The sequence below is a fragment of the Sharpea porci genome (genome assembly GCF_009695655.1).
Taxonomy (GTDB): domain Bacteria; phylum Bacillota_I; class Bacilli_A; order Erysipelotrichales; family Coprobacillaceae; genus Sharpea; species Sharpea porci.
Map to the genome: position 1 here is coordinate 29484 of NZ_VUNM01000023.1, position 14026 is coordinate 43509.

General features: G+C 37.3%; 13 protein-coding genes and 1 riboswitch. Of the genes, 3 read left to right on the forward strand and 10 right to left on the reverse strand.

Annotation, left to right across the window (positions count from 1 at the left end; genetic code table 11):
* Nucleotide 1 precedes the first annotated feature (1 nt).
* The 6 genes from FYJ79_RS09280 to FYJ79_RS09305 form a co-directional block, all read right to left on the reverse strand.
* Entirely contained in the window at nt 2-850 is an 849-nt protein-coding gene (locus FYJ79_RS09280; RefSeq protein ID WP_154517303.1) for a DegV family protein, read from the reverse strand.
* A gap of 54 nt (nt 851-904) precedes the next feature.
* The gene (locus FYJ79_RS09285) at nt 905-2329 is read right to left on the reverse strand and encodes an alpha-amylase (protein ID WP_154517306.1); all 1425 of its coding nucleotides are present in this window, start codon (nt 2327-2329) and stop codon (nt 905-907) included.
* A 130-nt stretch (nt 2330-2459) separates the two neighbouring features.
* Nucleotides 2460-2723: a metal-sensing transcriptional repressor gene (locus FYJ79_RS09290; RefSeq protein WP_154517309.1), complete on the reverse strand. Its 264-nt coding sequence runs from the start codon at nt 2721-2723 to the stop codon at nt 2460-2462.
* Nucleotides 2723-5731: a heavy metal translocating P-type ATPase gene (locus FYJ79_RS09295; RefSeq protein WP_154517312.1), complete on the reverse strand. Its 3009-nt coding sequence runs from the start codon at nt 5729-5731 to the stop codon at nt 2723-2725. Before FYJ79_RS09295 ends, FYJ79_RS09290 begins: the two co-directional genes overlap by 1 nt.
* A 104-nt stretch (nt 5732-5835) precedes the next feature.
* Nucleotides 5836-7164: an aspartate kinase gene (locus FYJ79_RS09300; protein WP_154517315.1), complete on the reverse strand. Its 1329-nt coding sequence runs from the start codon at nt 7162-7164 to the stop codon at nt 5836-5838.
* A gap of 118 nt (nt 7165-7282) precedes the next feature.
* Nucleotides 7283-7891 carry an ECF transporter S component gene (locus tag FYJ79_RS09305; protein ID WP_154517318.1) on the reverse strand — a complete coding sequence of 203 codons (609 nt, stop codon included), beginning with the start codon at nt 7889-7891 and terminating at the stop codon, nt 7283-7285.
* Between the two features lie 78 nt (nt 7892-7969).
* Nucleotides 7970-8081, reverse strand: a riboswitch (FMN riboswitch).
* A gap of 126 nt (nt 8082-8207) precedes the next feature.
* On the opposite strand from FYJ79_RS09305, the gene FYJ79_RS09310 reads away from it, so the two are divergent.
* Together FYJ79_RS09310 and FYJ79_RS09315 are read left to right on the forward strand one after the other, a co-directional pair.
* Nucleotides 8208-8681 (forward strand): Ig-like domain-containing protein, encoded by a 474-nt coding sequence (locus FYJ79_RS09310; protein WP_154517322.1) that lies wholly within the window; start codon nt 8208-8210, stop codon nt 8679-8681.
* A gap of 77 nt (nt 8682-8758) precedes the next feature.
* Entirely contained in the window at nt 8759-9997 is a 1239-nt protein-coding gene (locus tag FYJ79_RS09315) for a CpXC domain-containing protein (RefSeq protein WP_154517325.1), read from the forward strand.
* 18 nt (nt 9998-10015) lie between these two features.
* Here FYJ79_RS09315 and FYJ79_RS09320 read toward each other — a convergent pair whose 3' ends face one another.
* The 3 genes from FYJ79_RS09320 to FYJ79_RS09330 form a co-directional block, all read right to left on the reverse strand.
* Complete coding sequence (locus FYJ79_RS09320) at nt 10016-10501, reverse strand: pyridoxamine 5'-phosphate oxidase family protein (RefSeq protein ID WP_195837063.1); 486 nt, start codon at nt 10499-10501, stop codon at nt 10016-10018.
* A 58-nt stretch (nt 10502-10559) separates the two neighbouring features.
* Nucleotides 10560-10862 carry a NifB/NifX family molybdenum-iron cluster-binding protein gene (locus FYJ79_RS09325; protein WP_154517331.1) on the reverse strand — a complete coding sequence of 101 codons (303 nt, stop codon included), beginning with the start codon at nt 10860-10862 and terminating at the stop codon, nt 10560-10562.
* Between the two features lie 75 nt (nt 10863-10937).
* Complete coding sequence (locus FYJ79_RS09330) at nt 10938-11531, reverse strand: class I SAM-dependent methyltransferase (protein ID WP_154517334.1); 594 nt, start codon at nt 11529-11531, stop codon at nt 10938-10940.
* Between the two features lie 149 nt (nt 11532-11680).
* Here FYJ79_RS09330 and FYJ79_RS09335 point away from each other — a divergent pair, with 149 nt between their 5' ends.
* Nucleotides 11681-12322 (forward strand): collagen-like protein, encoded by a 642-nt coding sequence (locus FYJ79_RS09335; protein WP_154517337.1) that lies wholly within the window; start codon nt 11681-11683, stop codon nt 12320-12322.
* Between the two features lie 34 nt (nt 12323-12356).
* Here the strand turns inward: FYJ79_RS09335 and FYJ79_RS09340 are convergent, their stop codons facing one another.
* A complete protein-coding gene (locus FYJ79_RS09340; RefSeq protein ID WP_154517339.1) occupies nt 12357-13820 on the reverse strand; it encodes a methyltransferase domain-containing protein in 1464 nt (487 codons plus the stop codon).
* Between the last annotated feature and the right edge of the window lie 206 nt (nt 13821-14026).

Consider the following 14026-nt stretch of genomic DNA (forward strand, 5'->3'; position numbering starts at 1 on the left):
ATTATCCTTCCAAATAAGCGACACCTAGTGCTTGTGGTCCACAGTATGCAGAGACAGCACTACCTGTCTGATTCACATAGATTTTTTCAAAATGATTGAGATTTTTAACAACTTCAATCACCTTTTCACGTATTTCATCTTCAATTCCTGAATCCGTAATGAAGATGGCATCACTCTTAGCCTTCAACAAGTCATCCTTCAAATCTTCAATAAAGCTCATCACCGCTTTATCTAGCTTACCACGATAGCTTTCTTTAGCTTTGAGTTCACCATTTTCAATAACGATTGCAGGATGCTGATTCAAGACGGATTTCGTCATTGCCAAAAAAGAACTGCAATAACCATTACGTTGAAGATATCTCAATTGATCAACAATAAAGGTTGTCTTAAGTCGACCGGCATATCCTGCAACAGCACCTTCAACTTCTTCCCTGCTTTTGCCTTTATTGATTAGCTTTGTCGCTTTAATAAGAAGCAGCATTATTCCACTTGATACATTTTCGCAATCAATAATCCCTACACGATCAACCGCCTTTAACTGACTTGTTGCTTCCTTTAATATTTGTGTTGACTTTGAAAGCTTGCTTGAAGTACAAAATGCAAGAATATCATCACCCTGATCAAGAATAGGCTTCATGATTGCTTTGGCTTCATCAACTGTATAGGGTTTTGTCTTAGGCATCCCCTTGCCTTTATCATAAAAGCGATAGACATCTTCAGGAGATATATCGACCCCATCAAGATGTTCCTCTTCATTAAACGCAATATGAAAAGGTAATAATGTAATATTATAGCGTTCTCTAAGTTCAAGCGTTAAATCACTTGTACTATCACATAGAAATCGAATCATAAGTCTCACTCCCTACATTCTTCTATATGTCTATTTTAACAAACATACCTACCTTCATTCAATAGGTACATAGATACTACAATCACCATCATCAACGAGAAATGTCCCAATACCATCATCACTAATGACAACTTCATGCTTGCCATCACTCATATGGCAACCGCGATAGCTTTCCCCCATATACATTTGACGAGAACCACCCCTTGCATTGGTCATAATGACCGCAAAGCCATTTTGATGTAAGCCTTCATATGTCCAGCCAATAACATCAGGATTGTTGAAGTAGTCATGACGGGACCCTTCCATCCTGTCTTTTCTTATTTCAAGCATCTCATCAATCATATCTTTTTTTGGAGCAATATGATTATGAGCTATACCATAATAATCACCATAGAAGACACATGGATAGCCCTCTTCCCTTAAGAGAATAAGTGCATAGGCCTGCTTTTTAAACCAGTCATCAATAAAGCTCTGTAAGCCTTCTGCTGGCTGGGTATCATGGTTATCGACAAAAGTGACCGCTCTTGCGGGCGAACAGGCGACAAGGGTATTCTTAAAGATATCACGCATATCAAAAGCTCCCATTGAGTGGGATGCATGATAGAAGTTGTAATGTAGTGGCACATCAAATAAAGAGAATTGATAATTCACCATCTGGAGATAATGCAGCAAGCGATTCACATCACCATGCCAGTACTCCCCAACAGTAAATAACTCTTTGTTTGTCTTTTGTCTTAAGTCAGCGATCCATTCTTTATAGAAAGAAGCTTTGATATGCTTCAAGGCATCAAGACGAAAACCATCATTACCAACAGTTTCAAGATACCATAGCCCCCAACGCTTACATTCCTCAACAACATCAGGATTAGAGAAATCCAGATCAGCTCCCATCAAGTAATCATAGTTCTCATTTTCATCATCAACCTCATCATCCCATTGCTTGCTCGCAAAAAGATAATCTGCATGACGATGAGTCTTGTTGTCATAGTCAATCCCATCAAAATCTTCCCAGTTCCAATGGAATGATGAATACTTGTCTTTTCTTGCTGGGAAGTTGAAGATGGTAGCAACTTCTATTTCTTCTTCATCACTGACATACTCATCACGCTTGTCACTAGCGACTTCTCTCGCCTTGACTTTTTCAAAGCCATCAGCCCCCATCTTATGATCAAGTACAACATCGCTATAAACATCCAAACCTGCTTCATGTAAGCTTTTGACACAAGCCAACAGTTCGTCCTTCGTGCCATATTTCGTCGGAATGCTCCCTTTAGCATCAAATTCTCCTAGATCATATAAATCATAAGCACCATAGCCCACATCATTCTTTCCACCAATACCTTTATAGCTTGGTGGCATCCAGATAGCACTGAAGCCTGCTTCTTTAAGCTTCTTTGCATTTTCTTTGAGTTCCACCCATAAATGTGGCTCACTAGGTGTATACCATTCAAAATACTGTAATATGACTCCCTTTTCCATTTTTTACCTCACCAGCTTCATTATATTACAAAATATGAAAAAAGCGTTATAAAACGTATAAGAATGCAACATTTTTGACATTAATGTCACAAAAAAACATTGATACATTAAGCATCAATGTTCTTTGGGACTACTTCACGAGTTTATCAATAATCTTAACCATCTCTTCAATCTTTTCTTCACGGTTTTCACCTGTTGTTGCTTCATTGACACAATGACGCATATGTTCAGCTAAGATTTCCTTATTGGCTTTATTAAGTAAAGCCTGTGTTGCCATTAACTGTGTTGAGATATCAATACAATAACGATCATCTTCAATCATTCTTAAAATACCATCTATTTGACCTCTCGCTGTTTTCAAATAGCGTTCAACCTTCTTATGATCTGCTTGCATTAATGAATCCCCTTCACCTTATATCCTGCATCAACAACAGCCTGTGTCAATGCTTCATCACTTACATTACCAGTCAGCTTAACATTTGCCTGATGATGATCAAGTGAAACTGTTGCTTCAACACCATCAATATCATTCAATGCCTGACTTACTCTTGACGCACAATGTTCACACATCATCCCTTCAATATCCATTGTCTTTTCGTTCTTTTTCTTACCTAAATGAAACATTTTTCTGACCTCCTTGATTTCTCCTGCTTGATAGCCTGCTTTTGCGATAGCTTCTTTGATAACTTCATAATTGACTTCTTTTTCACATTTAATATAGGCTTTTCCTTCAAATAATGCAACATCAGCACTGACACCATCAATCGCATTTAATGCCTGTCTGACATGATTCTCACAATTCTTACAGAACATACCATTCACCTCAACAACAAGATCATAGTCTTTCTCTTGATATTTCTTATGAACAATAATATCCGTTACCTTATATCCAGCTTTTTCAACAGCTTCTTGAATCGAAGCATCAGTAACATCATTACTGAAGACTTCTAGATAAGCTTCTCCTGCCTCTAAATTCACTTCTGCCTCAACATTCTTAATCGCATTAAGTGCCTCAGCAACACGTTGTTGGCAATGATCACACATCATACCTTCTATTTTCACAATCTTATCACAGTTTGTTTTTGTGATTGGAGGTTGTTTGCTTTCTGGCTTTAATGACATCGTTGCTTCATGTTTTTGGCTCTCTTCAACAGCCTCATGATGAGGATGCTTATCTTTAAAGAAACGTAATCTCAATGCATTTGATACAACAAAGACTGATGAGAAACTCATCGCAAAACTGCCAAGCATTGGGCTAAGCTTCCAGCCAAATGATGGATAGAAAAGTCCTGCTGCAACAGGTATACAAATCGCATTATAGAAGAGGGCCCAGAATAAGTTTTCTTTGATATTCTTGATTGTTGCTTTAGAAAGATCAAAAGCAACAACAAGATCATGTAAGTCATTCTTCATTAAGACTAAATCAGCTGACTCAATCGCAATATCAAGACCACTTGTAAAGGAAACACCAACATCCGCTCTTGTAAGAGCTGGCGCATCATTAATACCATCACCAATCATGCCAACTATATAGCCTTCATCCTGTAATTCATGAACGATACGTTCTTTATCCTGTGGTAAGACTTCGGCACGATAATCCATATCAAGCTGGTTGGCAATAGCTTTGGCTGTTCGTTCATTATCGCCTGTTAGCATCATTGTCTTAATGCCTCTTTGATGTAAGTCAGCAATAAGTTCTTTAGCCCCTGGCTTGATTTCATCCTGTAAAGCCATCACACCGACATACTGATTGTCGATTGCAAAATAGAGCGGTGTCTTGCCCTCACTGGCATAATCAACATCATTCTCAATCACAATATGGAAATGATCCATCAATTTCTTGTTGCCAGCAAGAACTTGCTTATGATCAACAATCCCTTTAATACCTTCACCGGCAATTTCTTCATAGCTTGTGACATTCTTTAAGGCAACATCTTGAGCATTCACAATCGCTTTGGCAAGAGGATGGGAACTCATCGCTTCAAGAGAGATGGCATAAGCTTTGTCTTCTTCATTTTTAAACATGGCATCAGTGACTTCAGGTGTGCCTCTTGTAAGCGTTCCTGTTTTATCGAAGACCATCATATTAATCTTGCTGGCAGTTTCTAAAGCTTCGGCATTTTTGATTAATAAGCCCATTTTGGCTGCTCTTCCTGTTCCTACCATGATAGCTGTTGGAGTGGCTAAGCCCAAGGCACAAGGACAGCTGATGACCAGTACGGAGATGGCCATTGTTAAGGCAAAGTGGAAGGACTGCCCTAAGATCAGCCACGCCAATAATGTCACTAAAGCAATACCAATCACAGCTGGAACAAAGTAACCTGAGATAATATCTGCCAATCTCGCAATAGGTGCCTTTGAATTTCCTGCTTCTTCAACAAGAGCAATAATCTGAGAGAGTGTTGACTGGGCATTGGTTTTCATAGTTTCAACAACAATACGACCATTTTGATTTGTCGTTGAACCAATAACCAAGTCCCCAACAGTCTTATCAACAGGAATGGATTCCCCAGTAATCATCGATTCATCAACACTTGTACTTCCTTCAACAATCTTACCATCTACAGCAATACTTTCACCTGATTTCACAACAACAAGATCACCAACCTGAATATCATTGATGCCAACAATCTTTTCTACACCATTATCTAGCACCGTTGCCCGATCAGGGGCTAATTCCATCAAGCTGTTGATAGCCTCACTCGTACGTTTTTTGCTTCTTGCCTCAAAGTACTTGCCTAATGAAATCAGCGTCAAAATCATTGCTGCTGTTTCAAAATAGAGATCCATATGGAAACTATGAGCCAGTTCAAGCTGTCCTCTTCCCATATAGTATGCCATCATATACATCGCATAAAGCGAATAAACAACCGATGCCCCAGAACCTATGGCAATCAAGGAATCCATATTAGGTGCTAAATGGAAAAGCGACTTAAAGCCTCCTTTGAAATAATGACCATTGATGAATAATACCGGCAAACAAAGCAATAATTCCGTCAACGCAAAGATCATCATATTGTGATGTCCTAAAAAGATTGATGGAATTCCTGGCCAGTTCATCATTGAACCCATTGACAGATAGAAAAGTGGAATCGTAAAGATGAATGAGGCAATCAAGTCCTGCTTGCGCTTTTTCAAATCTTCATCCTTACGTTTATTTGTTGAAACAATAGCATTCTCCTGCTTTGTTGCTTGTTGCAGCTTGGCATCATAGCCACCTTTTTGAACAGCAGCGATGATTTCTTGAGGATTTGTCTTTGTTTCATCATATTCGACTTCCATATTTTCGCTTAACAAGTTGACATTGCAGTCTTTTACGCCATCAACCTTGCGTACACTTTTATCAACATGAGCCTGACATGATGCACATGTCATTCCCATAACATCGAATTTCTCTTTCATATAGTATACCTCCTACACCCCCTATAGGGGTTACATAGTTATTATAGCTTTCCCTGTAATACTTGTCAAGAAATAATACCCCCTATGGGTATGAAAAAAGAAGACTATTCGTCTTCTCTTAAAATAAATTCGTCATAAATAGCTTTGATAGCACGATTGAAATAATGATTTCTCACACCAATAATAATATTCAATTCGGATGATCCCTGATCAATCATCTTGACATTGATATTGGCATCAGCAAGAGCCTTGAAGATTCTTGCAGCATTACCATGGCCATCCTTCATGCCTCTACCAACAACAGCAATTAAGCCAATATCACTTTCGAGTTCAATGTGATCAGGATCTACGGCACGATGCAAGCCAGCTAAAATAGACTGTTCATGCTTAATGAATTCATTTTGATCAACAACGATTGTCATTGTATCGATGCCTGAAGGCATATGTTCAAACGAGAGTCCTTCTTCTTCAAAGACCTGCAGAACCTTGCGACCAAAGCCAATCTCAGCATTCATCATATCCTTTTCAATTGTTATTGTTGCAAAGCCCTTCTTGCCAGCAATACCTGTAATGACATGTTCTGGCTTATGAGCTGTTGTTTCAACAATTAATGTGCCTGGATCACTTGGATCATTGGTATTCTTGATGTTAATAGGAATACCTTGTGATCGTACAGGGAAAATAGAGTTTTCATGAAGGACGGATGCACCCATATAAGATAATTCGCGCAATTCTTTATAAGTAATGATACGAATAGATTCTGGATCATCAACAATACGTGGATCAGTCACCAAGAAGCCATTGACATCTGTCCAGTTTTCATAAAGGTTGGCATGTCCGCATTTCGCTACGATTGAACCTGTGACATCACTGCCCCCTCTACTAAAAGCCTGAATCGTGTGGGAATGGTCATTCTTATAACCATAAAAGCCTGGAATAACGACATATTCATGACTGCTTAGGGCATTTCTTAATAATGGATCAGTACGATAGCTATCATAGTTACCATGAGCATCAATGCGAATAACTTCTGTTGGGTCAATAAAATCAAATCCAAGATAATATGCTAAGAGCAAGCCGTTCAAATACTCCCCTCTACTGACTGCATAATCAATACCAGGATCTTTTGGAAAATCCTCACGAATCTTCTTAAATTCTTCATCAAGCGAAAAATCAAGTTCGAGATCAACAATAATTTCATTAAAGCGATTTTCAATTTTCTTGAAGACCTTATCAAACTCCTTAGCATCATGACGATTACTATAGGCTAAAATAAGTAAATCTGTAACTTTTGTATCTTCTTTATATCTTTTACCTGGTGCTGAATCAACAACATAGTGACGATCAGGATCAGCTGTAATGATGGCTTTCACTTTTCTAAAGTGTTCTGCATCAGCAAGTGATGAACCACCAAACTTAGCAACTTTTATCATTTGGAATCCTCCTCTATAATGGTTGTTATTAGGATATATGATTAATTCTAAAAATTCAACTTAAAATCATAATTTTACTGAATATCCAAATAAAAAAAGGATTTCCTTAGAAAATCCCTTATTTCAGCATATATTTCTTTAAAATTACACTGATCTTCTTATAGATGAAGAAGGTGATGAGTGAAATCACACCATATTTAAACATATTAAATGGTAATAATGAATAAATAAACATTGTAAAGACACTATGAACAGCAGGATTAACAGCTGTGACCATTTTTACAATACTTTCCATAGTCATACCAAAGAGTTTTGCATACATTGGGAAAATGAAGAAATAATTTGAAAGCAAGGCAATGGCTGAAGTAGCGATTGTCGCAATCAACATCCCAATTACTGCTCCTTTGCGTGTCTTATGTTGACGATAGAAGATTGCAGCGACAAGCATGAACGTAATAGAGAGAATGAGATTGGATAATTCTCCTACAAACATTGTGCTTGTTGGTTTAATGAGAAGCTTTAATAAAATTTTAATGACAGCGGTCAAACTTCCAAGTGCGGGCCCAAATAGGAAGCCGGCAAGAAGTACAGGTAAATCTGATAAGTCAAACTTAACAAATGGTGGTGCAAAAGGCACGCTGAATTCGACAAACATCAGCACGCTAGCAATCGCTCCAAGCATTGCTGCCATAACAATAGTACGTGTGTTTAATTTTTTTCTTTCCATAAATGTCCTCTTTCTATGGTGTAAAAAAAATACCCCAATTCTATGATTGGGGTATTGAAAAAGTTATTTACACGAAAACACCATCTTTTTCCATCCGGACTATACCGTCGGTATCGGAATTACACCGATTCTGCTTACGCTCGCGGACTGTCACCGCCGATCAGGAATCTCACCTGCCCCAAAGATATGTAGTTGTACTACATGTTTTATTCTACTCTCTTTTTCACATATGTAAAGGCATATGATGTTGTACTTTATTCGTCATAGACAAGTCATGAAGAATGGATTATACTTATGTTACTAAAGGAGTAAGCTGATGGATAATGCTAAAAAGACGCATGATGAAGAGGAATTTCATTGGACCAAGGGCTTAATTTTTACTGCTATAGTCCTGTTCCCATTAATTCCTTTCGTGCTTATATATCGTCATAAATTCACACGAAAAACTAAAATCATCCTCATGATGGCCTATTTTCTATTCTTAACAGCGATTTACCAAATTGCCTGTATGGCACAAGGCGCATCAATCCATAGTGTCGCTATTGCGGATCGCTATGTCACAATGCGTCAGGGTGATACTTACCAGATTCATTACACAACATCCCCTCAAAAAGACAAACTGACAATCACAAATGTCAATTATCATTCTTCTAATCGTGCAGTTGCCTCTGTTAATAGCCAGGGACTTGTGACATGCCTGAGTGATGGCAATGCGACTATTACAGTAAGTGTCACGGATAATCATTATACAACGAAAGAAAAGACGTTACATTTTGTCATTGTTGAGTAAGCAAATTTTTTTGCTTACTTTTCTTTTGCTTAAATCTTTTTCATCTTCGTCTTATAATAAATAAGGGAGGTTGTCCTATGAGTCATTATGAAATCATTCCAATGCAATGCCCTAAATGTGGCAGCACGAATCATTTTAAGAATTATAACAGTATCAATATTACGACAACACCTGAATTAAAAAAGGCTATTATGAATGATGATATTTTTAAGTTTGAATGCCAATATTGTCATCATGTCGAATATTTTCGTCATCCCTTATTCTATCATGACACTAAAAACAAGATGATGCTGCAATATGCGAAAGATCCTGAAGAAATTGAACAGACACTTGCAGCCTTAAAAGCTGAGGGTCTTGATCTTGCTGACTATACAATACGTTGGACATCAAACTGGTATGTTTTTAAAGAGAAAATACAAATCTTTGATCATCATCGTGATGATCGTATTCTTGCTATTTATAAAGAGAATATGTTGAAGAAATTCTATGAGGAATATCCTGAAGCAGGTCATGCTGTTGTCTTCTATCATGCTGATCAAGGCGAAAAGCTGGTGGTAGTGAGTGAACATATGAAAGCCAAATTCTACTACTTTCCTGAGCAATGGTATGCCAATATGATGATGAATCCACATGTCCATAAGCTCCTCAAGTATGACACTTCGATCGATGTTAATGAAGACTATGTCAAACGTGTTTATAATCTCGACATCAGTGTTGTCATAGCCAAAATACAAACAGATAGCTTTGTCGATATCTATGCATTACATCATCTTGACTTTGCGAAAACAGGTGACCACGTCCTTCTTGAAGACAAAGGCAAGGAAATAGAAGGTGTTATTTTGAAGCTTGAAGTGATGGATGCGCGTGATGTGCCTGCTCATGTGCGTTTTATCAAGCACATTATCAAACGTCGCAGTGTCGATGATATTGAAGTCAGCAACCACTTAGAACAAATCGCTAAAGCGCTTTATCATGAAAATGAAGTGCAATTACTCTCACAGCTCCTCCATGTTCTTTCTGAAGTTAAAATCTATTTGCCACTAATAAAAGATGACAAAACAGGAGAACTCAATCGTGAAGTCATCCGCACAAACAACCATGAACCCGTTATGCCCATCTTCACGAAAGAAGAAGAAGCCAAACTCTTTGCCCCAGAAAGTATTGTCTATGAGACTTATTTTACTGATCTTATCGATGAATTTCCTAAAATGAGCTTTGTGCTTAATCCACAATGCAAAGAATTATTATTTATTGATGAAAAAATGACAGCTATTCTCAAGCGTTATGTACAAGAAGAATTATCCCATGTGAATTAAAAACCAGAAGTTATGATGCTAAAGCATCACTTCTTCTGGTTTTTTGATATGTCTTCTTCCCGTTACATGGGTGAGATCAACCTTATAGAAAATCATCGATTCAAGCATTGCTGGATCATAGGAAAATCCCTCAAAGCCATAATGTGTTTGAATAAGATCCATCGCATACTCATAATCTTGGCGATCAAGACGAGTAACGACTCCTTCACCAATGGCTGATGCATAGGAACAGCTGATATTTTCTCCAGGCTTTTCATTATATTCATAAACAATATCAACACTGCATGTGACATGAGGATTCTTTTTGAAAAGCTCATCCTTCATGCCTTCCTCAACGCCATGGAAGTAGAGAACAATATGATGATCGACATACTCTACCCCATAGGAAAGCGGTACGAGATAGGGATATTGTCCATTATTAATAGCAAGATGCAATGTATCACAGACCTTAAAAATCTCCAGCAATTCATCATGATTGCTTACTTCTTCTGCCATCCATTCCATAAATAACTTCCCTCCAAAACTAAAAAGCATAGTCCGACTATGCTTTTACTTTATCACTTTATTCTTCTCGTGACAAATATTCTTTGACACATGAATCACAATTTCCTGTTACATGCTCTACATATTGAATGCCATTTGTTTTCAGTGCCGAAGCACTGCCCTTAGACACTTCATCCAATAAAACAAGATCAACATCATGTTCATTTAGTAAGACAGCTAATGCCCCAAACTTAATCCCCTTAGTATCAATGAGTTGTGTTGATTGGACCGATTGACCTTCAATGTTATACACCTTAAATTGTTTTGCTGAACCAAAATCAGAATAAACATTTTCATTTTCAAATGGTACTGCAATTTTCATAATACCACTCCTTTAACGTAATAATTTTAATCCATTCAAATTCTAAGTTCAATAACTTTTTTCTTAAGCTGTAATTTATTTTACACCAACAACACTAATATACTGTCCTTGGCCATGATGGACAACAACATCTTGAAAATGAGCTTGAACTAATAATGCCTGTAATTCACTTGGGCGATAAATTTTAAAGAAGCCATCAATCTTAGGCCAGTCAATAGCATCAGGATCACTGCCCTCACAAATAATATTGAGGCGTCCACCTTTCTTCAAGACACGATGGATTTCTTCAAGACCTTTGGTGATATCGGGCCAGAAATAAACTGTCTCAACAGCTGTGACTAAGTCAAACATATTCTCTTCATATGGCAGATGAGCAACATCGCCCTTTTTTAAGAAGACACGTTTGTTGAGTTCCTCTTTGTTATTAAGCGAAGACATTTCAATACTCTTTGAGGCATAATCAAGACCATAGACAACACTCTCTTTACTTAGCTTAAGTAGGTCTTTGATTGTGGCACCACCCCCACAGCCAACATCAAGAATGGTCATATGAGGCTGGTATTCTATTGTATGTAAGCCAAAAGCACGTAATGGAGCATGGCTGATATTCATGCGTTCAAGCATTTTTGCCCCGATATCGCCTACTGGCTTTGCTGGATTTTCTTTCATAGTAATTTCCTCCTGAAGGCATTATAGCACATGTGACAAAAGAAGAAACGTTTCTTGCAACCTGAAATACAAAGGTATATGATTGTTGGGAATTCATCTAGAATTCATAATTAAGCAATACGATACGCACAATAAATGAGGTGATTTTAATGCAGAAATTTACATTCAATGATGACAACACTGAAGAGAAAATTGAAGATCATGTTGATCATTATGCTTATAAAGAAGAAGAAATGAGCCGCAAGGTTGGTAAACGCACACAGCATGAAACCATCCAGCAAGAACAAATCGAAGAAGAAAAGATACAGGATGACAACGAAGAACAGGAAACAAGAACGTCACGTAACTTTGGTCGTCGTGGTTCTAAAGGCTCCAAAGGCTTTAAAGGGAGCAAGGGAGCAAGAGGTAAGCGTGGTAAAGCCGGTAAAGTCAAGAAATCTCGCAGTATTTTTTCAACGCTTTTCTTACTTCTGCTTATTCTCATACTAGCTGGTGCTATTGCTGTTGGTGGCTATTATGCTTATGAATATTATTTATCCAATGAAGCAAAAGTAACCAATCTTGAAAACAAAGTCAAAGACTTAGGCAATCAGGCTAAAGACAAGGTTGTTGAAAAGAAAAATGAAGTGACACAAAAAGAAACAACCAATACCAACACAGATGCTTCAACAAACAAATCTGATTCATCTAAAAGCAATGACCAAGCTAACACAACAACAAATAAGTCAACAGACGATACTGAAAATAGTTCATCAAATACCAATACAAACACTTCAACAGATCAGCAATGATCTGTTTTTTTCTATAGATAAAAAAAGCCAGATTCTAAGATCTGACTTGAATAATAAAGAAATAGAACTGATTCTTTCCACGGGGAACATCATAATGCTCAATAAGTGAAAGATAGCCCTTATTTATACGTAAATTCTTTTCTACAAGAGCTATTTCACTTGTATAGATAAAGGCATAGCCATCAGGTTTAACGAGACGATGGATACGTTTGAAGAACGTATCATAAAGCTTTTCTAATTCCTGCTTATTACGCATCTGGGCATAGGTTGGCATGTCAGTAATAATTTCATCAAACATCTCCCCATTAACAAAACGTAATGCATCTTTATTGACATAATGGATATTGAGATTAGCTGCTTTTGTGTTGCGCTTAGCGGCTTCTAGTCCCTTAGAGTAGATATCAAGACCTAGGGCAAAGCTTGTTGGACGCATCAGGCATCTTTCAATCAAAGTAATCCCACTACCGACAAAAGGGTCAAGCACTTTGGCATGATCAGTCATATAAGGTTTAGCTAATTCCAGTAATGTTGCTGCAACATAGGGCTGCATGGAATTAGAAATGACTTCTTTACGATAATCGAAACGTGGATTTTCAAGTGTTGATAGTTTTAAATAAGCTGAGACATACCCTTCTCTTAATTCCTTGAATATAATTTCAATCTCATAATTATTGACTACATTTAAGAGCTTATCTAGATAGAGATCATATAAGCCTTTGACAACAGCCTGAATAAGCTTTGGATCCTTTTCACGTAAGTGATCGGATAAACGGTAATAGAAGACTTCATTGCTATCAAATAAACGATCTAGTAAATCAAGTAAATTACTTTGACGGAAGCATTCAATAATGACCTCAGGATTCTTTGGCATATTAGCACATTTATGAATAGGGATAATCATGTCACGATAATTACGTAATGGTAATAAATCGTAAACAGAATTTGTACGCACAAGTACCCCCTGTCCAACTGGTTTATATTTTAAATGCAGGACATATTCAAAGAGTGTGAACTGATAATAAGGCAATGTTGTAAGAATGACATCAACATTCTTATGTAAAAGTCTGATCATCTTTTTCTTATGTGTTGTATATGAAAGAATAATAGGATTGAGGATTTTAAGCTGAGCCTGGATATGCTTGCTGTCCGTATGCTCATCCGCTAGTAATTCTGCCTGGATAGCCTTAAGGTCATTAATGATACTCTTGACATTCTGTTTGCTTAGGGCTTTCAGATAGCTCTCCTTCACGAAATCCTTTTCTTCTTCACGATATGCATTCAACAACAGACTCTTGACTGCTGTTTTTCCATAGCATCCTAGAAGAAGTGCGGCATTCTTTCTAATTTTTGGATCCTGGTCATGAAGTAATACTTTTAATTTACTGTAAAGTTCTTCAGATACAAGCTGCTCATCATCACGCATATCATTCTTTAAAGCAATCAAGTTCTGACGTATATCTTTATTATTAATTATGTTGTGAATTAATTGTTCCCTCATAGTTTTCCCTCGCAACTTATTCCTATTATATCATAATTGTATACAACTCACAATCACGAAAAAAACGAGAAGACCTAATTGTGAGTCAAACATGATATTGTCTTTATGTACCAAGAAAGAAAGTGTCCTGAATGATAGATCTGAAAAAAGCATGTTACAATAATCTCCTAACTATTCTATAAGACTTGGAGGTATTGCATGAGAAA